Genomic DNA, 25,581 nt, shown 5'->3' with positions numbered 1-25,581 from the left:
TTTGCGCTCAGCAAGCCTCAGCCTGTCGTTCGTAGGGCTGACTCAGAGGCGTCGCGTCAAGCGTCCCCTGTAGCTCCGCCACTAACACATTCACCTGACGCAACGCCTCGGCCACAGAGGCCGCCAACACGTCGCCGCCTGTTTCCTGCCCTTCGATGGCAATTTGGTGGATGCGGGTGATGCCGATGAAATTAAGAGCGGTCACCAGGTTCGGCTCCAGGTGGTTCATGTGCGCCATCTCGCCGCCGGGGCCGAAGCCGATGCCACCCCTTGCGCTGAGGATGACCGCATGCCGTGGTCGGTCCGCCAGCAAGGGTACGTAAGGTTCAGGTAGTTTGGTTTCGTCGACATCGACCGTCCGGCCCGGCCGCACGATCAGGTCAATCCAGGCCTTCAGCGCGGCGGGCATGCCGAAGTTGTAAAGCGGCGTGCCGATGACCAATACATCGGCGGCGATCAGCTCATCGACCAACTGGTCGCTTTCCGCCAATGTTTCCGTCATCCAAGGCTCACGGCGTTCTTCCGGCGTGAAACTGGAGGCGATCCAGTCATGGCTGATGTAAGAGGGCGGGTTCTGTCCGATGTCCCGGTAGGTCACGCTGTCCTGCGCGCGGCGGGCCAGCCACTGGCTGACGAAACGGTGGGTGAGATTACGGCTGTGGGAGCCGTGCTCGTCTTTGCCGGCAAAGCCGGGGCGGGCGCTGGCGTCGAGGTGCAGAAGGTGCGTCATGGTGGGTCTCCTCTGTGACTGAATTCATCTGTCATTCGCGATAGATCCAGCCTAGGGTTAGGCTGCATAGGCGACAAACGACCATTTCTTTCGGTTACAGATGAGGAAAACTCAACCATGGCGCACCGCTGGTTACCTTCGCTTTCTGCGCTACGTGCCTTCGAAGCCGCCGCCCGCCACGAGAGCGCCAAGCAGGCCGCCGAGGAGTTGAATGTCACCGCTACGGCCATCAGTCACCAGATTCGCTCGCTGGAAGAATCCCTCGGCGTGGCGCTGTTTCTGCGCAAACCCCGGCAGCTGGAACTCACCGCCCAAGGCCGTGACCTGCAGCAGACGCTGGAGACCGCGTTCGACAGCATCAGCGCCACGGTCGAACGCCTTAGTGCGGGGCCGTGCCGGCAGGCGATCACCCTCAGCACCACGCCGGCTATTGCCGTGCGCTGGCTGGTGCCCTGGGTCTGCCTGCTGCGCGATTCGCATCCCGATATCGACCTGCGCTTCCACACCTCGCACGAGCCGGTAGCGCTGGATGGCGTTACGGCGGATATCGCCATCCGCTACGGCGACGGGCGCTGGCCAGGGCTGGTGGCCGAGAAGCTGATCGACAACACCTTCGTCCCGGTCTGCAGCCCGCTGTTGGGCCTTCGCGACGTCGCCGACCTGCCCAACCACCCGCTGATCCACTTTCACGCGCGGGGTGCCGCCTCGGCTCCGATTCATTGGGCCTCGTGGCAAAAGCTCGCCAGCGTGCCGGGGCTGGACGTCAGCGCCGGGCTGGTCTTCTCCGACGAGACCCACGCCATCTCAGCCGCCATCGGCGCGCAGGGCGTGGCGCTGATGAGCCGTCAGTTGATCGAAGATGAATTGAGAGAAGGGCGGTTGGTGCAGCCGTTCGGCCCTGAGATGCCGGGCAAGCCGTTTCATCTGGTTTATCCCGAAAGCCGCCGAGATGATCCGACGGTGCTGGCGGTGAGGGAGTGGGTGATGAAGGTGCCGGGTGGGTTGTGTGAAGTGGGGGGTTGACGCCGCCAGCGCCTTGCAGCTGTAGGGTGGAAAACGGCGAAGCCTTTTCCACGCGTTACTTCCAGGCTACCTCGCTGTCTGTGGCTGTGTCCCGCTTGCCTCCCATGTCGTAACTGCCCGGCATTGGGGTCGTGATTGGTGTCTATCAAAACTTACCGGTCGGTATAGTCAACGACACACCCACGTCGGAGGGTCCAAAAATGGATAAAACCCGTAAGCGCCTGGTTGATGCCGCGCTAACTCTCTTTGTGTCGCAGGGCGTGCACATTACCGGTGTGGTGGCGATCGCAGCGTTGGCGGGCGTGACCAAAATGACGCTATACAGTCATTTCCCTTCCAAGGATGCGCTGATCGTGGCGTGCCTTGAAGAACGTGACCGTCGTTGGCGTGAAGAGGTGGTGAGCACCTTGGCGAAGCATGCCGAACCGATTAGCGGCATGCTTGCGTTCTTCGATTTGTATGAGCGCTTTCTGATGCACGACAGCGGCCGTGGCTGCGTGTTCGTCAACAGCGCAGCCGAATTCCCATCGTGTAGCCACCCGGTGCGTTTGGCCGTGAGTCGCCATAAGCAAGGGATTCGTGACAACCTCGCTGCACTGGCCATCAAGGCAGGCGTTAGCGACCCGACCTCGGTTGTCGATGGGCTGTTCATCTTGTTAGAAGGCAGTTTTGTCAGCGGCGCCATGGGCGAGACCACAAAGCAGTTCGACACAGCAAGACGCATGGCACTTTGCTGGATCACAGCGCAACGCGAGCAGGAGCAGAGCGCATGATAGTGGGATTGCTTGCTGCCATCGCCGCCACGTTTTCCTGGTCGCTGCTCTATATCTTTCCAAGCCTGATTGGCGAATACAGCCTCTTCGACCTTGCTGTTGTGAGCTATGGCTTCGCCGGGCTGGGTAGCCTGCTTGTTCTGTTCGTATATCGAAGCGAAGTCAAGAAACTCAAATTGACTGATTGGGCATGGGCCGCGCTATTGGGATTTCTGGGTTATATCGGATATTTCTTTCTGATTACCACCGCCGTTTTGGCAGCCGGGCCGGTGATCCCTCCAGTGATGATGGGTTCGGTACCCATCGTTCTCGCTATTGCTGGCAACATGCGCAGCGCCAGCGTGCCTTGGCGCGCCATTGCCGGCCCATTGATGGTGGCGGCTTTGGGTATAGGCCTGGTCAACTTGAGCGTGTTTGATTTCAGCAGTGCAACGCAAATGCGCTCTACCAGTTCGATACTGCTTGGGCTGTTAGTTTCCCTGCTGGCAATCGCCTCCTGGACTGGCTTCGGCTTGTTGAACGAAAGCGCCCTGGCCCGACGCCCAGGCATGTCACCCATGCTCTGGTCCGCCATGCTGATTTTTATGTGCAGCGTAGAGATGCTGGCTTTCATCCCGGTGGGGCTGTATCTGAAGCTTTCCAATTACGCCAGCCAACCAAGCGGGTTGGTTGGTACAGATGCGCTCTTTATATGCGGGTTGATCCAAGGATTCGGCGCGACGCTTGCCGGTGCCTGGGCGTGGTCTGTCGCAACCCGGCGTCTGCCTCTGGCGCTCAGCGCGCAGTTGATTGCCAGCCAAACGCTCTATGCAACCGTACTTGGCCTGCTCGTTCACGACCGCTGGCCCGCTCCCACCGAAGCCATCGGGACAGGCTTGCTCTTTTGCGGGGTGGTATGGGCCATTCAGGCCTTCTATCGCAGGCAGGCCCGCGCATACAGCATCGATGGTTCCCTGGCGAACGAAACGGCGACCTGATGCAGCCAGTGCGTATTCGGCAGCCGCTTTGCAAACGCGAACTTGTAGATATTCCAGCGCAGCGCTAAAGCGGCATCGCCGTCCGGTAGTGTTCAGAACCCATGCATGTGATCAGGCAGGACGACCCAGGCATCGATATGGACGGGGGCCGGTCATTAGTGGCGCGGACAGTTTCGCCTAGCAGATCGGCATGGCGGACCGAGTAGCTCGCGTCGACAGTTACGCAGATTGACCGTGAAGAGAGGTGGCACCTGGCACATCGGCGCGGGGGATCGGGACATGGCGGCTCATCCTTGAGCGTTGTGTTGGCGGGAGGTCCGTATCGGTGGATTAGCAAAGCGTTATCCACCCTCGTCATTTCACCTGACCTCACCCTGACGCATCGACGTTGCCGGACGGTAGGGTGGAAAACGGCGAAGCCTTTTCCACGTTTCTTCCAGGCTACTTCGCTTCCAGGCGAACTCCCTAAGTGGAACGCTCCGCGTCATGGCTTGCCTGCCGTGATGTAAGGCTCTTTGTCTTGGCCGCGAGAAGAGCAGCCTGAATCGCGGCCAGCGTGTTCTTGCCCGCCGGGTATTCAAACACTTTGCTCTCAGCCAGGGTGTAAACGCGCTCGCCGTTGTTCAGCGTCACCTGCAGAAATGCCAGGTGATCCGTCCACGAGCGATAACGGCGCACCATGAACAGGCTGTGTTTGGAGGTAACCGAGCGAATGCGGGTCAAGGGAATTTGCCGGTGGCCCCCGTCGCGGGAAATCACCAGTTCGTCGTTATGGATAAACGCAGGGCCACACTTCTTAAGGCGGACGTACTCAACGGCAAAGCGACCCCACAGGATGAAAAGCACCGGTACCACCACGGATATCTCGGAGCGCTTCATTTCCGGAAAAATGAATAACAAAAGAACACCGGTTGTCACGAAAATGGCGAGAGTAATAAATCGGTAGAAATAGACGTTCTGGAATTCCATGAGGGTTAGAAAACGGGTATCCATACGCGTGCTATCCCTCGAAGTTCTTTAATTGAGCCCTGATTGGCTATGGGTATTTCAGCAGAGCAGGACGCTGGCTGCGCTCCCCGATTTTGAAAAATGTGTTCTGCGCCCTGTTTCTCGTGGGTGCTTCTAAAGTGACGTCTGGTCGCAGCTTTTGAGTCGTTTGTATGAAGCTGTTGTACCCCATCGGTCGCCTCACTTCTTTGCTCCCAAGGCGCGGGCCGGTGCACAGAAAAGTAAGCAACGGAAACACGATCTGGACATATGGGTCTCGCCGCGCGAAAACCCCTCACCCCATCATTGCCCCGGCGTATCGGGGCACAGAGTAGGGCTTGTTTAATGCCCAGAAATAGGCAGCTGTTCGCCGCACCAGCCGGTGGGGTAGAGCCTCGCCTTCACGGCTCGGTGAAAGCTGGAGAAGGGCCAATCTGCAATGCGGGTAACCCACCCATGTTTCAATGGATTGAGGTGGACGTAGTCGACGTGGTGCCGGTAGTCGCGTTCGTCACGAATCAGATGTTCCCAATATCGCCGTTGCCAGATCCCTCGCTCACCGCGGGATCGTTGCGTTGCGGTCAGTACCTCCGTTTTCGGCAGCCGCCTTGCAAACGCGAACTTGATGACCTTCCAGCGCAGCGCGAAATCAGCGTCGCCATCCGGTAGCGTCCAGATGCAATGCATGTGATCAGGCAGGACGACCCAGGCGTCGATATGGAAGGGATGGCGGTCCTTGGTGGCGCGTACCGTCTCTCGAAGTAGGTCGATGTGACGGACAAGAATGTCGCTGCGGCGGTTACGCAGGTTAACCGTGAAGAAATAGGTTGCGCCCGGCACCTGGGCGCGGCGGTATCGAGACATGGCGGCTCATCCTTGAGCGTTGTGTTGGCGGGAGGTCCGTATCGGTGGATAAGCAAAGCGTTATCCACCCTACGCCATCTCACCCGCCCACACCGCCGACGCATCGACGTTGCCGGAACGTAGGGTGGAAAACGGCGAAGCCTTTTCCACGCGTTATTTCCAGGCTACCTCGCTCGCCATGCAAGGCGAAACCTGTCGGTTGGGCCGAGGAAAGCGTGTTGGAAATGCGAGCGAGTTGGGCCAGGAGAATAAATTTGCCCCTTTCGTGGTTAGTTGCTTTTATAGAGTCCTGCAATTTGTGTAATTTGCGAGAACATATTTCTGAATCCGCTGAAATCTATATTGCAAAATGGAGGTGCTCCGTTTGATATGTAATCAGCGAATTTGTTCTTGGATAGGGCAATATTTGCTTTTTTAGAAAGCTCGATTACGTTGTCATCGTATATTAATGTGTTTTTACTTATTCTGCAGAACAAGCCTGGCTCCAGTGTATGGCAGCCCAAAGAGTCAAATTCGTGCTTCGAATATAATCTGCGTCCGTGCGAATCCTTGATATAGATTGCTTCGTCTTTATACAAATGTTCGATGCATAGTGGTTCGTTTGCATCCCGGAAATCAGGCGTGGGTATGATCATGCTAAATACGTTATTAGTATGATCGCGGTAGTTGCTGGACGACCCGCCCATCTCTTTGATGATGTTGGGTTCGTCACGATCAAAAATGCATATGGTTAGTTGCTTTTGTGGGGCCACACTTAAGCTTTCGCACAGCGATTTCAGTGATGCGCTTCCGGGCTTTCTAGGAGTTTTTAAGACTAAATTTAAATTTGAAAATTCTTGGTTTTTCTTGAAGTTTTTCAGAGCGCTTTCAATGTGTTTCGTATCGGTTATCCCCTCCGTATATATATGTATTTCATCCGTCAGCGCGTGCAGTATTTTCTGCTCATCGATTTTATAGCTAGAATCAAGAGATTGGAGTCGTCGTGCCAGCGATAGAAACGTGGAGTCACTGTAGCCTTTGACATGAGCAATATGATTAATTTTACCTCTAATAACCCATCTTAATCGTGGTCCTTCTTTGTCTTCTTGGTTAAATCCATTTTTGGGATCAATATTTTTTCGCCAATAGTTCTCTGCTGCTTCTAGTCCAAAGCGTTCCCAAGCGTACAGGGCTGCTCTAACGGAGTTTAAAAATTCTTTGGGGATATTTGACTTTCGATTGACTATAATGCCGGTAACTATTTGTCGCTCAGAACGCATTCTTAGGGTTGTTTTACTTTTGTTTATTTGAAACCCAGAGGCGCTCACTATTTCTTGCAATGCGAGACTAAGCTCGGCAGTTCCTTCAAGGGTGCGTATTGCAATGGCTGAGGGAAAAACGCTGCCATTATTAGAGATAAAAATATCGTCTGCGTATCTTGAGTAATAGCATTTGTTTTTTGCAGCTAGCTCTTTAATTTTATAGTCGAGTCCTTTGCATAGCAGGTTGCTTATTACTGGGCTGGATGGAGATCCTTGGGTTAGACGACCATCTTTAGAGCAAATTCTGGCTATGGTTTCAGCAGGTCCTTTTGCGAGACTGTACGGAGGGCGGCGAAGTAAGCCTGAGATGCGTGATGTTTTTATTGTATGAAAAAAGTCTTTCAGATCAAATCGGAGGAGCCATCGTTGACCGATATGGATTGATGCATGTTCTACAATGCCTTTGCCTTGTACATATGCAAAAACACAGCTTCGTGGTTTGTATTGTTCGTAAAGATAAACTGAAATTGCCCTCTGGATATCTTTAAGTCCCTTAATTGGGGCTTCTATAAGCCTTGGATTGCCGTTTCGTTTTCTTATATTGAAAGACGTATATTTTTGCTCGTCTGGCAAGTAATAGGCGTAATAAGTCAGCCTAGCAACAGGAATTTTTAGTAGATTTGCAAGTTCAGTATTGTTTGAAATCTTATATGGAGGGTTAGGGATGAAGGGGTAAAAAGAATCCATACAATTCCCTGTTCTCGCCATGTTAGGTGGGTAACTCAGGACCCCAACAACCGCAAAGTAACCTTTGGCGGCAAATACGCGTTAGCGTCAGAGGTAAAAGCGCTACAAGCTGAGATGTATACATCTCAGGAATGCGGGTCCTGAGCCCCGTACAAATATTATCTTTCCCTGCTTGATTAATCAACAGTCAAGGTGGGTTTGATAGCGATCCATATTGTTTAGCTGAGGGCTGTGTCAAGGAAGTGTTTTTCAAAAAACAAAGCCGCCTAAGCGACTTTGTTCTTGTTTTGGTTATTAAGTATTTACCATCAATCCCAGCTCAACGCCCCACCAGTCTGATATTCAATCACCCGCGTCTCAAAGAAGTTCTTCTCCTTCTTGAGATCCATGATTTCCGACATCCACGGGAACGGGTTAGTAGTACCCGGATACTCTTCCTTCAAGCCAATCTGTGTCAGACGGCGGTTGGCGATGAACTTGAGGTAGTCCTCCATCATCGAGGCGTTCATGCCGAGGACGCCGCGGGGCATGGTGTCGCGGGCGTATTCGATTTCGAGCTGCGTACCCTGGAGGATCATCTGGGTCGCTTCGTCCTTCATGGCGGCGTCCCACAGGTGTGGGTTTTCGATCTTGATCTGGTTGATCACGTCGATGCCGAAGTTCAGGTGCATGGACTCGTCGCGCAGGATGTATTGGAACTGCTCGGCGGTGCCGGTCATCTTGTTGCGGCGGCCCATGGAGAGGATCTGGGTGAAGCCGCAGTAGAAGAAGATGCCTTCGAGTACGCAGTAGTAGGCGATGAGGTTGCGCAGGAACTCTTTGTCCGTCTCGACGGTGCCGGTCTGGAAGGTCGGGTCGGAGATGGAGCGGGTGTACTTGAGGCCCCAGGAGGCCTTCTTCGCGACGCTCGGGATCTCGTGGTACATGTTGAAGATCTCGCCTTCATCCATGCCCAGCGATTCGATGCAGTACTGGTAGGCGTGGGTGTGGATCGCCTCTTCGAAGGCCTGGCGCAGGATGTACTGGCGGCACTCGGGGTTGGTGATCAGGCGGTACACGGCCAGCACGAGGTTGTTGGCAACCAGGCTGTCGGCGGTGGAGAAGAAGCCGAGGTTGCGCTTGACGATGCGGCGCTCGTCCTCGGAGAGGCCGTCTGGCGTCTTCCACAGGGCGATGTCGGCGTTCATGTTCACTTCCTGCGGCATCCAGTGGTTGGCGCAACCATCCAGATACTTCTGCCAGGCCCAGTCGTACTTGAAGGGTACGAGCTGGTTGAGGTCGGCGCGGGCATTGATCATCTGCTTGTCGCCGACGTGAACGCGGGCGGATTCGCCTTCCAGTTCGTCGAGGCCTTCCTGGATGTCGAGGTCGTCCAGGGCTTTCTTGGCGCGAGCGACGGCAGCGGAGTCATCAGCGGCAACGGCGCGGGCTTCTTCGACAGAGCCTGCGGCGTCCTTGTCGAGCTTGGCCGGTGCGTCATTTGCGGCAGCGGCTTGGGGGGCGGCCTGCGCGGTGGTGGTGGTGTCTTCTTCGTCGAATTCGTCCCAGCTCAGCATGGCGGTTTCTCCTGATTGGGGACCGGTCGCGGCCGGTCGAAAATGTCTGGTGGCTTTTGGTTTGCACGCAAAAAAGCGGGTGTTTTGGTGGGGGAGGGTGGTGGTGCCCCGCGCCCTTTGTGTTCTGTATCAGGTCGGGGTTTGGCCCCGGCCTTTGTGTTGTCTGGTGGGCTGCCCCTCACCCTAGCCCTCTCCCCGGAGGGGCGAGGGGACTGGATTTGAGGTGGCGTCGGACTTGGTTAACGATCCAGACCCCGGCGTGGGCGAGTAGTGGATCGCGAGCAAGGACTAGGCGTCCCCCTCGCTCCTACAAAAGAGCAGCGCTTTTCAGCAGCAGCTCGGTGTGAGCGGTTTCCAGAGCGAGGCAGCGCTAGGCGCCTGGCGGGTCGGAGCCCCTGAGCGTACGCATGTACGTGATGGGGGCCGGCCTGCCGGGCAACAACGCGCGGTCCGCTCTGGGGACCGCGGCTTTCTACTACTTACTGGCAGGCTTCGCAGTCTGGTTCATCAATCGCACACGCCTTTGGCACCGGTGCTGGGCCGGCGGCCATTTCTGGCGCTGGTGCAGCTTTCGCCGGAGCAGGGCTGGCGCTGCCGTTGCCACCGCTGGACACGGCGTTGAGCTTGCCGGTGTTGACGGTGGACTTCTCGGTGCTGGTCGCGGCCAGGGCACGAAGGTAGTAGGTGGTTTTCAGGCCACGGAACCAGGCCATGCGGTAGGTCACGTCCAGCTTCTTGCCGCTGGCACCGGCGATGTAGAGGTTCAGCGACTGCGCCTGGTCGATCCACTTCTGGCGGCGGCTGGCAGCGTCGACGATCCACTTGGTTTCCACTTCGAAGGCGGTCGCGTAGAGGTCTTTCAACTCCTGCGGGATGCGCTCGATCTGCTGCACGGAACCGTCGTAGTACTTGAGGTCGTTGATCATGACCGCGTCCCACAGGCCGCGCGCCTTGAGGTCGCGAACCAGGTAGGGGTTGATCACGGTGAATTCGCCCGAGAGGTTCGATTTCACGTACAGGTTCTGGTAGGTCGGCTCGATGGACTGCGACACGCCGGTGATGTTGGCGATGGTCGCGGTCGGTGCGATCGCCATGATGTTCGAGTTACGGATGCCGTTCTTGACGCGAGCACGTACCGGGGCCCAGTCCAGGGACTCGGTCAGGTCGACGTCGATGTACTTCTGGCCACGCGCTTCGATGAGGATCTGCTGCGAATCCAGCGGCAGGACGCCCTGGCTCCACAACGAACCCTGGAAGGTTTCGTAGGCGCCGCGCTCGTCGGCCAGGTCACAGGAGGCCTGGATGGCGTAGTAGCTGACCGCTTCCATGGACTTGTCGGCGAAGTCGATGGCGGCATCGGAGCCGTAAGGGATGTGCTGCAGGTACAGCGCGTCCTGGAACCCCATGATGCCCAGGCCCACCGGGCGGTGCTTGAGGTTGGAGTTGCGCGCCTGCGGCACCGAGTAGTAGTTGATGTCGATGACGTTATCGAGCATCCGCACGGCGGTGCGCACGGTGCGCTCCAGCTTGGCGGTGTCCAGCTTGCCGTCGACGATGTGGCGCGGCAGGTTGATCGAGCCCAGGTTGCAGACGGCGATCTCGTCCTTGTTGGTGTTCAGCGTGATCTCGGTGCAGAGGTTAGAGCTGTGCACCACGCCGACGTGCTGCTGCGGGCTGCGCAGGTTGCACGGGTCCTTGAAGGTCAGCCATGGGTGGCCGGTTTCGAACAGCATGGAGAGCATCTTGCGCCACAGGTCTTTGGCCTGCAGGGTCTTGTGGTTCTTGATCTTGCCGTATTCGATCAGGGCTTCGTAGTACTCGTAGCGCTCCTCGAAGGCCTTGCCGGTGAGGTCGTGCAGGTCGGGTACTTCGCTTGGCGAGAACAGAGTCCACTTGCCGTCGTCGAAGACGCGCTTCATGAACAGGTCCGGAATCCAGTTGGCGGTGTTCATGTCGTGGGTACGGCGACGGTCGTCACCGGTGTTCTTGCGCAGCTCGAGGAATTCCTCGATGTCCAGGTGCCAGGTTTCCAGGTAGGCGCAGACCGCGCCCTTGCGCTTGCCGCCCTGGTTGACCGCGACGGCGGTGTCGTTGACCACTTTCAGGAAGGGCACGACGCCCTGGGATTTGCCGTTGGTGCCCTTGATGTAGGCGCCCAGTGCGCGCACCGGGGTCCAGTCGTTGCCCAGGCCGCCGGCGAACTTGGAGAGCAGGGCGTTATCGCGGATGGCGTCGTAGATGCCGCCCAGGTCGTCCGGCACGGTGGTCAGGTAGCACGAGGACAGCTGCGGACGCAGGGTGCCGGCGTTGAACAGGGTCGGCGTGGAGGCCATGTAGTCGAAGGACGACAGCAGGTTGTAGAACTCGATGGCGCGGGCTTCGCGGTTTTCTTCCTCGATGGCCAGGCCCATGGCGACGCGCATGAAGAAGATCTGCGGCAGCTCGAAACGCACGCCATCCTTGTGGATGAAGTAGCGGTCGTAGAGGGTCTGTAGGCCGAGGTAGGTGAACTGCTGGTCCTGCTCGTGGTTGATCGCAGCGCCCAGCTTGGCCAGGTCGTATTCCTTCAGGCGCGGGTCGAGCAGCTCGAACTGCACGCCTTTTTCTACGTAGGCCGGCAGCGCTTTGGCGTAGAGGTCAGCCATTTCGTGATGGGTGGCGGACTCGGCGACTTCCAGAAAGCTCAGGGCTTCGGCGCGCAGGGTGTCCATCAGCAGGCGAGCGGTAACGTAGGAGTAGTTCGGCTCACGCTCGACCAGGGTGCGGGCGGTCATCACCAGGGCGGTGTTGACGTCGGTCTGCTCGACACCGTCGTAGAGGTTCTTCAGGGTTTCTTTCTGGATCAGCGAGCCATCGACTTCTTCGAGGCCTTCGCAGGCTTCGGTGATGATGGTGTTCAGGCGACCCAGGTCCAGCGGCGCCAGGCTGCCGTCTGCACGCTTGATGCGGATGCTCGGATGCGCGTCGACCGGTGCGTCGACTGCGCCGCGCTTGCGCTCCTGGCTACGGGATTCGCGATAGATCACGTAGTCGCGGGCGACTTTCTGCTCGCCGGAACGCATCAGGGCCAATTCGACCTGGTCCTGGATTTCTTCGATATGGATGGTGCCGCCGGAGGGCATGCGGCGCTTGAAGGTAGCCGTGACCTGCTCGGTCAGGCGCGCGACGGTGTCATGGATGCGCGACGAGGCGGAGGCGCTGTTGCCTTCCACTGCGAGAAACGCCTTGGTGATGGCGACGGTGATCTTGTCATCGGTGTAGGGGACGACTGTACCGTTGCGCTTGATCACGCGCAGCTGGCCCGGCGCGGTGGCGGCCAGGTCCAGCGTGCTGTCGTTGGCGTGCGGGTTCTCGCGAATGGACTCGTTCTGCATGGGGTCTCCGGATTCTCTCTGTCTCGGTAGCACGTTAGGTGTCGGGCTCGCTTCGTGGGCGGCCCTGATCTGTATTGCGTGTCTCGTATTGCATGAACCATGCCCCGGCGAACCGGCCCATGGGTGACTCAAAACTGGAAACGATCCGGCACCTGAGGTGGCGAATCGAATGTGCCGAAGCATAGTCAGGCGTTGTGAAGATCACAACCTCAAAACACAACATGTAGTGTGACGCGCTTGGCGCATGCGCTACTGCTGGACTTGAGCGAAATCAACGTTGGGCTGCGCAGGATCGCGGTCTGTGGCGACGATCTATCGCGCCCGTGCGGACGCGGGCCGGGTAAAAATCAGAGCGAATTTATTTTGCTTGCTTTTTTCGGCGTTTGTGTCTGTTTGGCTTTCGACACCCAACATATGGGGTAAAAGGCGCCTGGAGCGACACGATAGTGGCGGTTCAGACACAGCGCAAGGCACTCAAAATGAACAACCTGTGGATAAGATGTGGGTGAGCTGTGCGCGATCAGGGCGCAGCCCGCGCCGTTTCGGGGCTGCACGATGTTCAGATGAAATGCGTGCTCGCCAGCGCTTTCGGATACCCGGCGGCGTTCAAGCGAAAACACTATATGTGGTGTTTTGTCAAAGACGGATTTATTGCGTTTTGCAGCCTGCAAGGCTTGATTTTGACGGAGCGGGCAACAGTGATGGCCCTTTGCTTAGCGCCGGACCGGGCGCAGCGATGTGCCAGTCCTGCGAAGCGGTCCTCACCGGGCGCAGCTTCCCTCGTTTCTTCTAGGTCGTGCGCCAAGCGGAGCATGTCAACCGCTGCCATCTGGCTATGCGCTGGCGCTACAATGCCGGCCGGTGTCTCGGGAGGGCGCATGGTGGATCAAGAGTCTTGGAACATCCTGATTGTCGAAGATGACCAGCGGTTGGCCGAGCTGACCCGTGAGTATCTTGAAAGTAACGGCATGCAGGTCTCCATCGAGGCGGACGGCGCCCAGGCGGCCGAACGCATCATTAATGAGCGTCCCGATCTGGTGGTGCTCGACCTGATGCTGCCCGGCGAAGATGGGTTGTCTATCTGCCGCAAGGTGCGCGATCGCTATGACGGGCCGATCCTGATGCTCACCGCGCGCGCCGACGATCTCGATCAGGTGCTCGGCCTGGAAATCGGTGCTGACGACTATGTCTGCAAGCCTGTGCGGCCGCGGTTGCTGCTGGCGCGCATCCGAGCCTTGTTGCGACGGCGTGAAGGGACAGAGGCACCGTCGACTGTGGGTGGAAAGCGCGTCCAGTACGGCCCATTGGTGGTCGACAACGCGTTGCGCGAGGCCTGGTTGCGCGGGGAGGGCATCGAGCTGACCGGCGCGGAGTTCGACCTGCTGTGGCTGCTGACCTCCAACCCGGGACGGATCATGTCCCGCGAACAGATCTTCTCTGAACTGCGCGGCATCGAATATGACGGGCAGGACCGTTCCATCGATGTGCGTATCTCACGCATCCGCCCGAAGATTGGTGACGACCCTGATCACCCACGGCTGATCAAGACAGTGCGGGGCAAGGGCTACCTGTTCGTCTCCGAAGCGGCTGAAGCGCTGCAGTGAATTCGATCTTCCTGCGCATCTACGGCGGCATGCTCGCCGTGCTGGTGCTGGTGGGGTTGCTGGGCGCGGGTGGTCTCCATCTGCTCAATCAGGTCCGGGCCGATCAGCATCGCGAGGCGCTGGCGGCCGGTACCTTTCGCCTGATGGCGCACAACATGAGCAGCATGACGCCCATCGAGCGGCGTCAGGCGGCGAACCTCTGGGGGCGGCTGCTGGGCATACCGCTGCGCGTGCGAACCCTGGAGGACATCAGGCTCGAGAGCGGCTTGGAGACGCGACTGCTGCGCGGCCAGGTTCTGGTGGAGCAGATCCGCCCTGGCAGCGTGACGATCTATTCCCTGGTCAGTGCTGAAGACCGTCTGGCGCTGACGGGCGAGGTCGAGCAGCTCAGCGAGCAACTGGCTCGCGCGACTATCTATCTGCTGATCGATGAGCTGATTCGCTACCCCGAAGCCGAACAACCCCAGCGCCTGGCCGAACTGAAGGCGGCGCGCGGTTTCGGCTATCCGCTGGAGCTGCTGACCCGCGACAGCGCCAGTCTCGATGATGATCAGCGGCGCCGGCTGGATGAAGGGGACACGGTGATGGCGCTGGTCAACGGCGGCGAGGCCATCCGGGTGTTCGCAGCAATTGCCGGAACCCCCTGGATCATGTCGCTGGGGCCGCTGCGTCAGCTCAATCCCTATCCGCCCGAGCTGCTGATTTTGATCGGTGTGCTGGGTCTGTCGTTGATCGGGCTGACGGTGTATCTGCTGGTGCGCCAGCTGGAGCGGCGTCTGCGAAGCGTCGAGCGCGCTGCCACGCGCATCGCGACCGGCCAGCTGGAAGCGCGCGTGCCGGATGCCGGCACCGATTCGGTGGGGCGATTGGCCAAAGCCTTCAATGGCATGGCGAGCCATCTGCAGCGCTTGCTCGCGGTGCAGCGGGAGATGGTCAGCGCGGTGGCCCATGAGCTGCGAACGCCAGTCGCCCGGTTGCGTTTCGGCCTGGAGATGGTCGGCTCGGCGCAGACGCCGGAAGCACGCCACCGCTATCTGGAAGACATGGACGGCGACATCGACGATCTGGATCGACTGGTGGACGAGATGCTGGTCTACACGCGCCTCGAGCGTGGATCGCCGGAGCTGACGTTCCAATCGGTCGACTTGAGCGCGCTGGTCGATCAGGTCATCGGGGAGCTGGCGCCTTTGCGCCCGGCGGTGTTGGTCGAGCGCGGGCCCTGTAAACCGGCATCGGACGGGAGCAGCGTGGTCGATGCCGAGCCGCACTACATGCGTCGCGCCTTGAGCAATCTGATCAGCAATGCCATGCGCCACGCCGAAACGCGGGTTGAGGTCAGCTTCGTCATCGATGCCGACCGGGCGAAGCTGGTAGTCGACGATGACGGCCCGGGCGTACCCGAGGAAGCGTGGGAGAAGGTCTTTGCACCTTTCCTGCGCCTGGATGACAGCCGCACCCGCGCCTCCGGCGGGCATGGTTTGGGCCTGTCCATCGTCCGGCGGATCACCTACTGGCACGGCGGTCGGTCGCAGATTGGGCACAGCGATCTGGGCGGCGCGCGTTTCACCCTGGTCTGGCCGCGCAAGCGGGTGAAGTAGGCATTGGGGACAGCGCCTTGCGCTTACTGAAAGGTCGTTGGGTGACCCACGCTGGGCTGAGCAAGCATTAGCCTCACGAGTCGGATTGAGGCGACTCGCGATGGATTTGCGCTTGGCTGTGAAGATCAGACCGGAATGCTTACAAGACTTAGCAGATAGTCATCGAATTGGACGAACTGGCCGTTCAGCTCAGCGCCGGTCTTCCAGTCTCCGGATAAATCAGTAAGCAGGCGCAGGCGGGCGTAGCCGCTGCTGTCGTGATGAATCAGTTCGGCTTCCTGAAAATAGAAGCGCTTGTTCACCAGCGGGTAGAGCGCCTTGAACAGGCTTTCCTTGAGGGAGAAGGTCAGGGTGACGCGCAGGGCGCGCTGGGTCTCGTCGAGCGCGGCGTAACCTTCCAATTCGTATGGGGTGAGGATTTCAGCGACCAGGCGGTCGGCCCGTGTGGTGGGGATCTGCTTCTCTACATCCAGCCCGATGCCGCGCCACTGCTCGCGCTGCGCCACTGCGGCCGCAGCCCAGCCGGCGCCATGGGTGATCGAACCGACCACCCCGGCAGGCCAACAGGGCGAGCGGTCTTCGTTCACGGCCGGGATGCACGGTGCGCCGGTCGCCCGGCGCAAGGCTTCGCAAGCGCATAGACGGCCGGCAAGAAATTCGGTCTGGCGCTTGCTCACCGCCGTCATGCCCGGCACGCCGCAGCGGGTGAAATCCTCGGGGTCGAGCAGGGCGGGGTCGAAGCGGGTGCTGATCAACTGCACGCCGGGCAAGGCGAGCGGCAGCGGCCAGTGATCGCTCAGGGGCGAGCAGCAGGCCGGATGATAAAGAGTAGAAGTCATGGGCGTTAGTTTGCCTCAGGGCCCGACCCGGCGCAGTCCCGACGATGCACTTCCCTTGTAGATGGGACGCTTCGCGCGCGAGCATCGCACCGATGCGGGCCAGGTTAACGCCACACGTTTAGGTAGGAGCGTGCCTGCTCGCGAACCAGGACACATCGACGGGTAATCATTCATCAAGCCCCCTCGGGCCGCGCAAGGATTTTCGGCGCCGCTTCGATGATCTGGCGGGACAGGCTTTCCATGCGCGGCGACTGCACCTTCCAGGTGTGCCAGTAAAGTGAGATGTCAAGCGGCGCGTCCACGGCCAGGTCGACCACGATGCCCTCGGCCAGTGCATCCTGCAGCAACGGCTGCGGCACCATGCCATAGCCCAGCCCGTAGCGGATCGCATTGAAGCGTGGCTCGGCGCCAGGCACGTAGTGGCAAGGGTAGGCGCCCTCGGGCAGGCCCAGCTGCCGCAGTAGGAACGAAGAGGTGAGGCGGTCCTTGTTGGTGTAGGCGACCACTGGCGCCTTGCGCGCGGCATTGCGGTTCAGGCCGTTGGGAAAGTACTGCTGCCGAAAGGCGGCGGACGCCACCAGGCGATAGCGCATGCTCCCCAGCGGGCTGGCCGTGCAGCCGCGCATGGGCTTGGGTTCGGTGCTAATACAGCCGATGGCAAGGCCGGTTTCCAGCAGGCTGTAGGTGTGGTCCTGATCTTCGACGGTGAGGTCCAACAGTACGCGCTCCTTGATCAGCACCTCGGCTAGAGCTGGAAAGAACCAGGTACCAAGACTATCGGCATTGAGTGCCGCGACGACCACCAGCGGGGCATCGCTACGTTCGGCAAGCTCTGCCATCAGATCCGCTTCCAGCAGCGTGGCGCGCTTGAGGTATTGCATCAGCCGCTGACCGGTTTCCGTGGGGCGGCAAGGCCGGCTACGTACAACCAGCGCGCTGCCCAAGGTACTTTCCAAGGCGCGCACCCGCTGCGATATCGCAGGCGGTGTCAGATGCAGGCGCAGGGCCGCTTGCTCGAAACTGCCCGTCTTGATCACGGTGCGGAAGGCTTCGGTCTGCTTGGGGTCGAGAATCAAGAGCTTCAACTCAGATTAAGTAAATATTGGTATAGCCTAAATTTACTTAGCCACACCGATTAAACAGGAGTGTGCCCCATAATTGCGCGCCTTTCAGCTTTATGCCCCACTTGGAGTCGCGCCGTGACCCTGTTACACATCATCTACCTTGTTGCCATCACGGCTGAAGCCATGTCTGGCGCCATCATGGGCATGCGCCGCGGCATGGATCTGTTCGGTATCTGCATGCTCGGCACGGTGACGGCGCTGGGCGGCGGCACGGCGCGCGATGTGCTGCTGGGGCATTACCCGATCGGCTGGATCGCCCACCCCGAGTACCTTGGTTTCACCGTGGGCGCGGCCATCGTTACGGCGATGGTTGCGCGGCACATGCATCACCTGCGGCAGGTGTTTCTGCTGGTCGACGGGCTCGGCCTGGTGGCCTTTACCGTGATCGGTTGCGGCGTGGCGATGGATATGGGCGTGCACCTTTCGATCGTCGTGCTGGCTGGGGTCATCACCGGCGTGTTTGGCGGGCTGCTGCGCGACATTCTCTGCAACCGGGTGCCGATGGTGTTGCGGCGCGAGCTCTATGCCACGGTGGCGCTGTTCACTGGCGTGCTCTACGTAACGCTGCTCTGGCTCGGGATCGACACCTCCATCGCCTCGCTGGCCACGCTCTGTGCGGGCTTCCTGTTCCGGGTGCTGGCGATGACCTTCCAGTGGCAGCTGCCGCACTTCCAGGAGCGCGACATCCGCGGGCTGGACTGAGTCCGCTACGCCAGGCGCCCAATCGGAACACGCCTGGTTCTGCCTGACACGCATTTGTCTTGCAACGCAGATTCCCGCCGTTCGAGCCGCTACACTAGCGCACTGGTCACCAGGGGAATGGAACCGTGCTGAAAGACCTAGGAATAAAGAGTCGGGTGCTGGTGCTGATCTTGTTGCCCAGCACGGTGCTAGCCGTGGCGCTGGGCATCTACTTCACCTGGATGCAGCTGTCGGAGATGCGCCATCAGCTCGATGCGCGCGGCCAGCTGATCGCCGAGCAGTTGGCCCCGTTGGCGGCGCCGGCCATGGCGCAGGGCTACGGCAAGCGGCTGCAGCGTATTCTCAATCAGGTGCTGGATCAGCCTGACGTGCGTGCGGTCTCCATCCTCGATGCCGAGCGCAATCTGCAGGCCCATGCCGGGCCAAACATGATCACCCCGTCGCCGCCAACCGATCCCGAAGCGCTGACTCAGGTCAGCAGCGTCGACACCACGCGCATCCTCCTGCCGGTGCTTGGCAAGCATCTGAATCTCGCCGAAGACAATCCCGACAACGACCTCCGCCTGATTGGCTGGCTGGAATTGGAGCTGTCGCACCAAGGCACGCTGCTGCGCGGTTACCGCAGCCTGTTTGCCAGCCTGTTGCTGATCGGCGCAGGGCTGATCATTACTGCCCTGCTGGCGCTGCGCATGAGTACGGCAATCAGCAAGCCGCTGCACAGGGTCAAGGTGGCCGTGGCGCAGCTCAAGGACGGTCACCTGGAGACTCGTTTGCCAGCGCTCGGCAGCCATGAAATGGACGAAGTCGCGGCAGGCATCAACCGTATGGCCGAAGCCTTGCTGGCCGCTCGTGAAGAATTGCAACAGAGCATCGACCAGGCCACCGAAGACGTGCAGCAGAACCTCGAGACCATCGAGATCCAGAACATCGAGCTGGACCTGGCGCGTAAGGAAGCGCTGGAGGCCAGTCGGATCAAGTCCGAGTTCCTGGCCAACATGAGCCACGAAATCCGCACGCCGCTCAACGGCATCCTCGGCTTTACCCATCTGCTGCAGAAAAGCGACCTGACGCCACGCCAGCAGGACTACTTGTCGACCATCGAAAAATCTGCTGACAGCCTGCTCGGGATCATCAACGAGATCCTCGACTTCTCGAAGATCGAGGCTGGCAAGCTGGTCCTCGACAACATCCCGTTCAATTTGCGCGATTTGATCGAGGACACCCTGACCATCCTCGGCCCTGCGGCGCACCAGAAGCATCTGGAGCTGGTTAGCCTGGTCTATCGCGACACGCCGCTGTCGCTGGTCGGCGATCCGCTGCGGCTCAAGCAGGTCCTGACCAACCTGGTCAGCAACGCCATCAAGTTCACCAATGAAGGCACCGTCATCGTCCGTGCGATGGTCGAGGATGAACGCTCCGACCGTGCGCAGTTGCGCATCAGCGTGCAGGACACCGGCATCGGTCTGACCGATCAGGACTTGCGTGCCTTGTTCCAGGCGTTCAGCCAGGCGGACAATTCGCTGTCGCGCCAACCCGGCGGTACCGGCCTCGGGCTGGTGATTTCCAAGCGGCTGATCGAGCAGATGGGCGGGGAAATCGGGGTCGACAGCATTCCTGAAGAGGGCTCCGAATTCTGGATCAGCCTGAGCCTGCCCAAAGCGCGTGACGATATCGAGGATCTGCCGCGCGCAGCGCTGCTCGGGCGCAAGGTCGGCTTGCTTGACCAGCATCCGCTGACACGTCAGGCCCTGCAGCATCAGCTGGAAAGCTGCGGCATGGAGGTGTTGCCGTTCGACAGTCTGGATCAGCTGCAGGCGGCGGTATTCGAGGCGCATACCAGCGATAAACCGATCGAAATAGCCGTGCTCGGCGTGACCCATCGAGAAATCGCACCGCAACAGCTATGCCTGCGGCTCTGGGAGTTCGAAGGGCTGGGCTGCAAATGCATCGTGCTTTGCCCGACCAGCGAGCAGGCGCAGTATCACGAGGCGTTGCCCGAATCGCACACCCATGCCCAGCTGCAAAGCAAGCCGGCCTGTACGCGCAAGTTGCAGCGAGTGCTGCTCGACCTGCTGCGCCCGCCACAGACCATGATCGAGAACGTCGCAGTGCCGGAAACCCGACCGCCACGTGTGCTGTGCGTCGATGACAACCCTGCCAACCTGCTGCTGCTGGAAACCTTGCTGACCGATATGGGCGGTGAAGTCGAAGCGGTGAGCAGCGGCGCCGAAGCATTGGAGGCGGTTAAGCACAAGCCCTTCGATCTGGTGTTCATGGACGTGCAGATGCCTGGCATGGACGGGCGCCAGACCACCGAGGCGATTCGTCGCTGGGAGGACGACAGCGCGCAGCCACCCATGCCGATTGTCGCGCTTACCGCTCACGCGCTGTCCAACGAAAAGCGCTCGCTCTTGCAAAGCGGTCTCGACGATTACCTGACCAAGCCGATCAGCGAGCGGCAGCTGGCCCAGGTGATCTTGAAGTGGACCGGTCTACCGCTGGCGCGCAGCTTTGTCGCAGCCCCCCCCGAGACACAGACGCCGGAAAACAACCTCAAAGTGCTCGATGCGGAAGAGGGATTGCGCCTGGCCGCCGGCAAAGCCGATCTGGCCGCGGACATGCTGAGCATGCTGCTGGCCTCGCTGGAGGATGATCGCCAGGTGATCCGCGAAACGCGTCTGGCCAATGACCGGCAGGCGACCATCGATCGTGTGCACCGTTTGCACGGCGCTACCCGCTATTGCGGTGTTCCGCAGCTGCGGGCAGCCTGCGAACGCAGCGAAACATTACTCAAGCAGAATCACCCGAGCGCGGCCCAGGCTCTGGATGAGCTGGACAGCGCCATCGAGCGGCTGGAGATCGAGGCGCGCGTGGTCTAGCGCAGAAGTCGTCCCTGAGTGCACTACCCGAAGGGGCTCCTCCGGCGGTGATGTTCATCACGCACTCGAACGTGCAGGGCCGCGCCCCGCGGCGACTGCCAGCCGCAGGGCTGCCTGACGGCAGGCAGTCGCCGAGGCGTTACTCGCCCATCACCACACCTTCGCGGCGCGGGTCGGCACCGCCGAACCAGCCGCTGTCGGTGCGTTGAATAGCTTGAAGTCCGCTGGTCATTTCCGTCTCGTTGACCTCATGGCCGCGTACTTTCAGCGCCTGTACTGTGCTAGCCGGAAAGCGTCCTGCTTCGAGCACCGTCGGGCCGTTGAAGCTGCCGAAGTTGGGCAGGTCGATCGCCCGTTGCGCATCCAGCCCCCACTCATACATGCCCAGCAGGGTCTTCGCGGTGAAGTGGATGATCGCCGCGCCGCCAGGGGAGCCGAGGCTCGCCAGAAACTGCTCGCCGGTGACGTCGAACACCAGCGTCGGGCTCATGCTCGAACGCGGACGCTTGTTCGGTTCGACCCGGTTGGCCACTTGCCGACCCATCGCGTCGTAAGGTTCGAAGGCAAAGTCGGTGAGTTCGTTGTTCAGCAGGTAGCCGCCGGGGAGGCCGGTGCCGCCATCGTTGAGCAGACGTGAGCCGAAGGCTTGCTCGATGGTTGTGGTCATCGCCAACGCGTTGCCCTCGGCGTCGACGATGCTGATATGGCTGGTGCCGTATTCCGGTTGTGCCGCCTGCGGGGCGAACACGATCGGCATTTCGCCGGGTTCGCCCGCTTCGGCAGTGCCCATGCTGCGCGGGCCGATCAGTGCGGCGCGCTGCTTGAGATAACTCGGTGCAAGCATGCTGTTCCAGGTGCGGCCCGGTACCGGCACGAAATCTGGGTCAGCCAGGTACTTGGCGCGGTCGGCATACGCCAGTCGTGAAGCCTCGGTATAGCGGTGCAGGAATTCGACAGAAGGCACGCCCTGATCGAGCGGCTGCACCGTCGGCAGCTGTTCCAGCATGCCGAGGATCTGCATCTGCGTAATGTGGCCCGACGACGGCGGCGGGAAACCGCAGACCTGATAGCGCTTCTGCCAGAGCGTGCAGATCGCGTCCCGCTCGCGCGGCTGGTATCCCTCGAGATCGTTCAGACTGATGCGGCCTGGGTTGGTCGGGTGAGTGTTCACCTGCAGGACCAGCGCGCGGGCGTTAGCGCCGGTGTAGAACGCCTCGCTGCCGCGTTCGGCGATGTCCTTGAGCAGTGCGGCAAGGGCCGGATTGCGCAAGCGATGGCCGACCGGCAGAGGCTTGCCATCGTCCTGGTAGTAGAACGCCGCGGCGCGCGGGTCCTTGCGCAGGGCCGGATCGCTGACCAGCAGGCCATGCAAGCGCGGGCTGACTTCGAAACCGTTTTCGGCAAGTTCGATAGCTGGTTGGAACAAGGCTTTCCAAGGCAAGTTGCCGTACTGGTCGTGCGCGCGCTCAAGCATCCTCACCACGCCTGGCACACCCACCGAACGACCACCGACGACGGCATCGAGAAATGCCATCGGCTTGCCGTCGGCAGTCAGGAACAGTCGTTCGTCGACCGCTGCCGGCGCGGTCTCCCGGCCATCCAGTGCTGCGATGTGTTCGCCATCCCAATGCAACAGAAAGGCACCGCCGCCAAGCCCGCTGGATTGCGGCTCGACCAGGCTCAACACCATCTGTACCGCCACGGCGGCGTCCATTGCGCTGCCGCCAGCCTTGAGCATTTCGTAGCCGGCTTCGGTCGCTAGCGGGTTGGCAGCGGCAACGGCAAAGCGTTCCAACGCCCAGCCTGGCTTGGCCGAGTAGCCGCTGGACGCTTCCGGGGCGGGTGGGATTTCGCTGGATGGGCCGTCCGGTTGAGTGCAGGCGGTGAGGCTGAACAACAGAATCGAGGGAACCAGGGCGGCTCGTCCGACATGCATGGGATGTTCCTTGTCTGGGCGGAAGGAAAAAGATTTAGCTGTTTACAGGGCTAGTTCACTGACCCCGGTTTGCCAAGCCTGATCGCCGCGGTTGGTAAAATCTTCGTACATTCGTCGTGCTGAGCCGTTCGTCTGCCTGCTTCGCCGAATGGGTGTGGCGTGTGGCGCATCGGCAGCGGTTTCATGGTCCCCACCTGACCGACACGAGGGTAGCGCGGTCTGCCCGTGGCCGATGGTTGCCGCTATCATGTGCGCCTCTCAAAGGCTGTGCGGTCCATCGAAGCCATGACAATTCAGTACCCGACCATTGCCGATTGTGTCGGCAACACGCCCCTGGTTCGCCTGCAGCGTCTGCCCGGCGAAACCAGCAACACCATCCTGGTAAAACTCGAAGGCAACAACCCGGCCGGCTCGGTCAAAGACCGTCCCGCGTTGTCGATGATCGCGCGGGCCGAAGCGCGGGGCGATATCAAACCCGGCAATACGCTGATCGAAGCCACGTCCGGCAACACCGGCATCGCCCTGGCCATGGCTGCGGCGATCAAGGGCTACAGGTTCATCCTGATCATGCCGGACAACTCCAGTGCCGAGCGCAAGGCGGCCATGACGGCCTATGGCGCCGAGCTGATTCTGGTGAGCAAGGAAGAGGGCATGGAAGGCGCTCGCGACCTGGCGGTGAAAATGGCTGCGGAAGGGCGCGGCAAGGTGCTCGATCAGTTCGCCAACGGCGACAATCCTGAGGCCCACTTCACCAGTACCGGGCCGGAACTGTGGCAGCAGACTCAGGGCAGCATCACCCATTTCGTCAGTTCGATGGGCACCACCGGCACCATCATGGGTGTCTCTCGCTACCTCAAGCAGCAGAATCCGGCCATCCAGATCGTCGGCCTGCAGCCCATGGAAGGTGCAGCGATCCCTGGCATCCGCCGCTGGCCGCAGGAGTACCTGCCTAAGATCTACCAGGCGGAACGCGTCGACCGCATTGTCGATATGGCGCAGGACGAGGCCGAGCACGTCATGCGCCGCTTGGCCCGCGAGGAAGGCATCTTTTGCGGCGTGTCGTCAGGTGGGTCAGTGGCGGCGGCGCTGCGTCTGTCCAAAGAGGTCGAGAACGCGGTGATCGTTGCGATCATCTGTGACCGTGGCGATCGCTACCTGTCGACAGGCGTCTATGACCAGCCCAATTGATCCTATCGTGCCGGTTGAAGGCGGTACTTGCTGATGGCCAAACGCAGTGGTGGCTTGCGCTTCCAGCCTAGCGGTGGCGAGAAGAAGCCTCAGGTTCCGACCGGCAAGAAGCAGCGGCTGAGCATTGAGCGGCTGGCGAACGATGGTCGCGGCATCGCCTTTGTCGATAACCGCACTTGGTTCGTCGAAGGGGCCTTGCCCGAGGAAGACGTCGAGGCTCGCGTACTGAACGCCCGCAGCCAGATCGTCGAAGCCCGTACCGAGCGGGTGCTGGCTGCCAGCGACCGGCGGCGTGCCGAGCCGTGCCCGCATGCGCGGGTTTGCGGAGGCTGCAACCTGCAGCACCTGAGCGCGGCCGATCAACTCGAACTGAAACAGCGCAGCCTCGCCGAGCAATTGTCCCGGGTGGCCTCGATCGAGCCGCAGCAATGGGCGGCGCCGCTCAGTGGCCCCGAGTTCGGCTATCGCCGGCGCGCGCGGTTGGCGGTGCGCTGGGACCACAAGGCGCGGCGGCTCGACGTCGGTTTTCGCGCCAGTGCCAGCCAGGATATTGTCGCCATTCGCGAATGTCAGGTGCTGGTACAACCCTTGCAGACGCTGTTGCCGGCTTTACTGGCCGTGTTGCACGCATTGGATAAGCCGCAAGCGATCGGGCATCTGGAGTTGTTCAGCGGGACGGCCGAGGCTGTGCTGGTACGCCATACCGCTGCGCTGGGGTCGGACGATCTTAAGCGTTTGGTCGACTTCGCGAATGAGCAGAACGTGCAGCTCTGGCTGCAAGGCGAGGGTCCGGCGCAGCCCCTGGACCCTGCGTACAGGTTGGGCTACCGCTTGCCGGCATGGGATCTGGAATTGGCCTGGCGACCAGGCGACTTTGTCCAGGTTAACGCGCCGGTCAACGAGGCGATGGTGACGCAAGCCCTTGAATGGCTGGCACCGGAACCGGGCGAGCGGGTGCTCGACCTGTTCTGCGGGCTGGGCAACTTCAGCTTGCCGCTGGCTCGAAAGGGTGCAGAAGTGGTGGCCGTCGAAGGTATTGGCGAGATGGTCGAGCGCGCGCGCACCAATGCGGAGCAAAACGGCCTTCAGAGTGCGCACTTTTATCAGGCGGACCTGTCGAAGCCGCTTATCGAGGCGCAGTGGGCCAAGGGCGGCTTCGCGGCGGTGCTGCTCGATCCGCCGCGTGATGGTGCGTTGGAAATTGTGCGGCAGATGGCGACTTTAGGCGCACGGCGCGTGGTCTATGTTTCGTGCAATCCTGCAACGCTGGCGCGCGATGCCGCTGAGTTGGTCGGGCAGGGCTATCAATTAAAGCAAGCAGGCGTGCTGGACATGTTTCCGCAAACCGCGCACGTCGAGGCCATGGCACTCTTCGAGCGGCCAGCGTAGTTCAGTTTTTTTGACAGGCGATCGGCCTGTGGTTCAACCGACCGGCTCCG

Annotated in this window: 18 protein-coding genes and 1 pseudogene; 9 read left to right on the top strand and 10 right to left on the bottom strand. The window is 60.4% G+C overall.

The window, feature by feature from the left end:
* Positions 1–7: 7 nt before the first annotated feature.
* Positions 8–730 carry an NAD(P)H dehydrogenase gene (locus tag C1896_15265; protein AZZ46139.1) on the bottom strand — a complete coding sequence of 241 codons (723 nt, stop codon included), beginning with the start codon at positions 728–730 and terminating at the stop codon, positions 8–10.
* 117 nt (positions 731–847) lie between these two features.
* Here C1896_15265 and C1896_15260 point away from each other — a divergent pair, with 117 nt between their 5' ends.
* The 3 genes from C1896_15260 (at position 848) to C1896_15250 (ending at position 3,503) form a co-directional block, all read left to right on the top strand.
* A complete protein-coding gene (locus C1896_15260) occupies positions 848–1,753 on the top strand; it encodes a LysR family transcriptional regulator (protein ID AZZ46138.1) in 906 nt (301 codons plus the stop codon).
* Positions 1,754–1,953: 200 nt separating this feature from the next.
* Complete coding sequence (locus tag C1896_15255; protein AZZ46137.1) at positions 1,954–2,526, top strand: TetR family transcriptional regulator; 573 nt, start codon at positions 1,954–1,956, stop codon at positions 2,524–2,526.
* Complete coding sequence (locus C1896_15250; protein ID AZZ46136.1) at positions 2,523–3,503, top strand: EamA/RhaT family transporter; 981 nt, start codon at positions 2,523–2,525, stop codon at positions 3,501–3,503. Before C1896_15255 ends, C1896_15250 begins: the two co-directional genes overlap by 4 nt.
* 11 nt (positions 3,504–3,514) lie before the next feature.
* Here the strand turns inward: C1896_15250 and C1896_15245 are convergent.
* The 6 genes and pseudogenes from C1896_15245 to C1896_15220 all read right to left on the bottom strand — a co-directional run bounded on the left by C1896_15245 (position 3,515) and on the right by C1896_15220 (position 12,272).
* Positions 3,515–3,794: pseudogene (locus tag C1896_15245) on the bottom strand (transposase).
* Between the two features lie 174 nt (positions 3,795–3,968).
* Positions 3,969–4,496 (bottom strand): hypothetical protein, encoded by a 528-nt coding sequence (locus C1896_15240; GenBank protein AZZ46135.1) that lies wholly within the window; start codon positions 4,494–4,496, stop codon positions 3,969–3,971.
* A 336-nt stretch (positions 4,497–4,832) separates the two neighbouring features.
* On the bottom strand, positions 4,833–5,354 hold the full coding sequence (locus tag C1896_15235; GenBank protein ID AZZ46134.1) for a transposase: 522 nt from the start codon (positions 5,352–5,354) through the stop codon (positions 4,833–4,835).
* Positions 5,355–5,623: 269 nt separating this feature from the next.
* A complete protein-coding gene (locus C1896_15230) occupies positions 5,624–7,342 on the bottom strand; it encodes a reverse transcriptase (protein ID AZZ46133.1) in 1,719 nt (572 codons plus the stop codon).
* A gap of 308 nt (positions 7,343–7,650) precedes the next feature.
* Positions 7,651–8,898, bottom strand: coding sequence for a ribonucleotide-diphosphate reductase subunit beta (locus C1896_15225; protein AZZ46132.1), 1,248 nt, complete (start codon positions 8,896–8,898; stop codon positions 7,651–7,653).
* A gap of 479 nt (positions 8,899–9,377) precedes the next feature.
* Positions 9,378–12,272 (bottom strand): ribonucleoside-diphosphate reductase subunit alpha, encoded by a 2,895-nt coding sequence (locus C1896_15220; GenBank protein ID AZZ46131.1) that lies wholly within the window; start codon positions 12,270–12,272, stop codon positions 9,378–9,380.
* An 881-nt stretch (positions 12,273–13,153) separates the two neighbouring features.
* Between C1896_15220 and C1896_15215 the strand changes: the two genes are divergently transcribed.
* The gene (locus tag C1896_15215; protein ID AZZ47692.1) at positions 13,154–13,876 is read left to right on the top strand and encodes a DNA-binding response regulator; all 723 of its coding nucleotides are present in this window, start codon (positions 13,154–13,156) and stop codon (positions 13,874–13,876) included.
* Complete coding sequence (locus C1896_15210) at positions 13,873–15,474, top strand: two-component sensor histidine kinase (protein AZZ46130.1); 1,602 nt, start codon at positions 13,873–13,875, stop codon at positions 15,472–15,474. Before C1896_15215 ends, C1896_15210 begins: the two co-directional genes overlap by 4 nt.
* Before the next feature lie 125 nt (positions 15,475–15,599).
* On the opposite strand, the gene C1896_15205 is transcribed toward C1896_15210, so the two are convergent.
* Both C1896_15205 and C1896_15200 read right to left on the bottom strand, forming a co-directional pair.
* A complete protein-coding gene (locus C1896_15205; protein AZZ46129.1) occupies positions 15,600–16,313 on the bottom strand; it encodes a 4'-phosphopantetheinyl transferase in 714 nt (237 codons plus the stop codon).
* Positions 16,314–16,486: 173 nt separating this feature from the next.
* Positions 16,487–17,389 carry an ArgP/LysG family DNA-binding transcriptional regulator gene (locus C1896_15200; protein ID AZZ46128.1) on the bottom strand — a complete coding sequence of 301 codons (903 nt, stop codon included), beginning with the start codon at positions 17,387–17,389 and terminating at the stop codon, positions 16,487–16,489.
* A gap of 123 nt (positions 17,390–17,512) precedes the next feature.
* On the opposite strand from C1896_15200, the gene C1896_15195 reads away from it, so the two are divergent.
* Both C1896_15195 and C1896_15190 read left to right on the top strand, forming a co-directional pair.
* Positions 17,513–18,139, top strand: a complete 627-nt coding sequence (locus C1896_15195) for a hypothetical protein (protein ID AZZ46127.1) — start codon at positions 17,513–17,515, stop codon at positions 18,137–18,139.
* A gap of 155 nt (positions 18,140–18,294) precedes the next feature.
* Positions 18,295–21,018: a hybrid sensor histidine kinase/response regulator gene (locus C1896_15190; GenBank protein ID AZZ46126.1), complete on the top strand. Its 2,724-nt coding sequence runs from the start codon at positions 18,295–18,297 to the stop codon at positions 21,016–21,018.
* 139 nt (positions 21,019–21,157) lie between these two features.
* On the opposite strand, the gene C1896_15185 is transcribed toward C1896_15190, so the two are convergent.
* The gene (locus C1896_15185) at positions 21,158–22,954 is read right to left on the bottom strand and encodes a gamma-glutamyltransferase (protein AZZ46125.1); all 1,797 of its coding nucleotides are present in this window, start codon (positions 22,952–22,954) and stop codon (positions 21,158–21,160) included.
* Between the two features lie 285 nt (positions 22,955–23,239).
* On the opposite strand from C1896_15185, the gene C1896_15180 reads away from it, so the two are divergent.
* A complete protein-coding gene (locus C1896_15180; protein AZZ47691.1) occupies positions 23,240–24,142 on the top strand; it encodes a cysteine synthase B in 903 nt (300 codons plus the stop codon).
* A gap of 33 nt (positions 24,143–24,175) precedes the next feature.
* Positions 24,176–25,531: a 23S rRNA (uracil(1939)-C(5))-methyltransferase RlmD gene (locus C1896_15175; protein ID AZZ46124.1), complete on the top strand. Its 1,356-nt coding sequence runs from the start codon at positions 24,176–24,178 to the stop codon at positions 25,529–25,531.
* Positions 25,532–25,581: the final 50 nt, after the last annotated feature.

This window comes from Pseudomonadaceae bacterium SI-3, from assembly GCA_004010935.1.
GTDB lineage: Bacteria > Pseudomonadota > Gammaproteobacteria > Pseudomonadales > Pseudomonadaceae > Stutzerimonas.
Note: the sequence above shows the minus strand (reverse complement) of the source record. Positions and strands in the feature narration are given on the sequence as shown.

Excerpts from the sequence above, each read along its gene's own strand:
- C1896_15205 (AZZ46129.1), bottom strand. The coding sequence starts at position 16,313 with ATGACTTCTACTCTTTATCATCCGGCCTGCTGCTCGCCCCTGAGCGAT.
- C1896_15235 (AZZ46134.1), bottom strand. The coding sequence starts at position 5,354 with ATGTCTCGATACCGCCGCGCCCAGGTGCCGGGCGCAACCTATTTCTTC.
- C1896_15260 (AZZ46138.1), top strand. The coding sequence starts at position 848 with ATGGCGCACCGCTGGTTACCTTCGCTTTCTGCGCTACGTGCCTTCGAA.
- C1896_15180 (AZZ47691.1), top strand. The coding sequence starts at position 23,240 with ATGACAATTCAGTACCCGACCATTGCCGATTGTGTCGGCAACACGCCC.
- C1896_15225 (AZZ46132.1), bottom strand. The coding sequence starts at position 8,898 with ATGCTGAGCTGGGACGAATTCGACGAAGAAGACACCACCACCACCGCG.
- C1896_15175 (AZZ46124.1), top strand. The coding sequence starts at position 24,176 with ATGGCCAAACGCAGTGGTGGCTTGCGCTTCCAGCCTAGCGGTGGCGAG.
- C1896_15185 (AZZ46125.1), bottom strand. The coding sequence starts at position 22,954 with ATGCATGTCGGACGAGCCGCCCTGGTTCCCTCGATTCTGTTGTTCAGC.
- C1896_15250 (AZZ46136.1), top strand. The coding sequence starts at position 2,523 with ATGATAGTGGGATTGCTTGCTGCCATCGCCGCCACGTTTTCCTGGTCG.
- C1896_15240 (AZZ46135.1), bottom strand. The coding sequence starts at position 4,496 with ATGGATACCCGTTTTCTAACCCTCATGGAATTCCAGAACGTCTATTTC.
- C1896_15230 (AZZ46133.1), bottom strand. The coding sequence starts at position 7,342 with ATGGATTCTTTTTACCCCTTCATCCCTAACCCTCCATATAAGATTTCA.
- C1896_15255 (AZZ46137.1), top strand. The coding sequence starts at position 1,954 with ATGGATAAAACCCGTAAGCGCCTGGTTGATGCCGCGCTAACTCTCTTT.
- C1896_15220 (AZZ46131.1), bottom strand. The coding sequence starts at position 12,272 with ATGCAGAACGAGTCCATTCGCGAGAACCCGCACGCCAACGACAGCACG.
- C1896_15265 (AZZ46139.1), bottom strand. The coding sequence starts at position 730 with ATGACGCACCTTCTGCACCTCGACGCCAGCGCCCGCCCCGGCTTTGCC.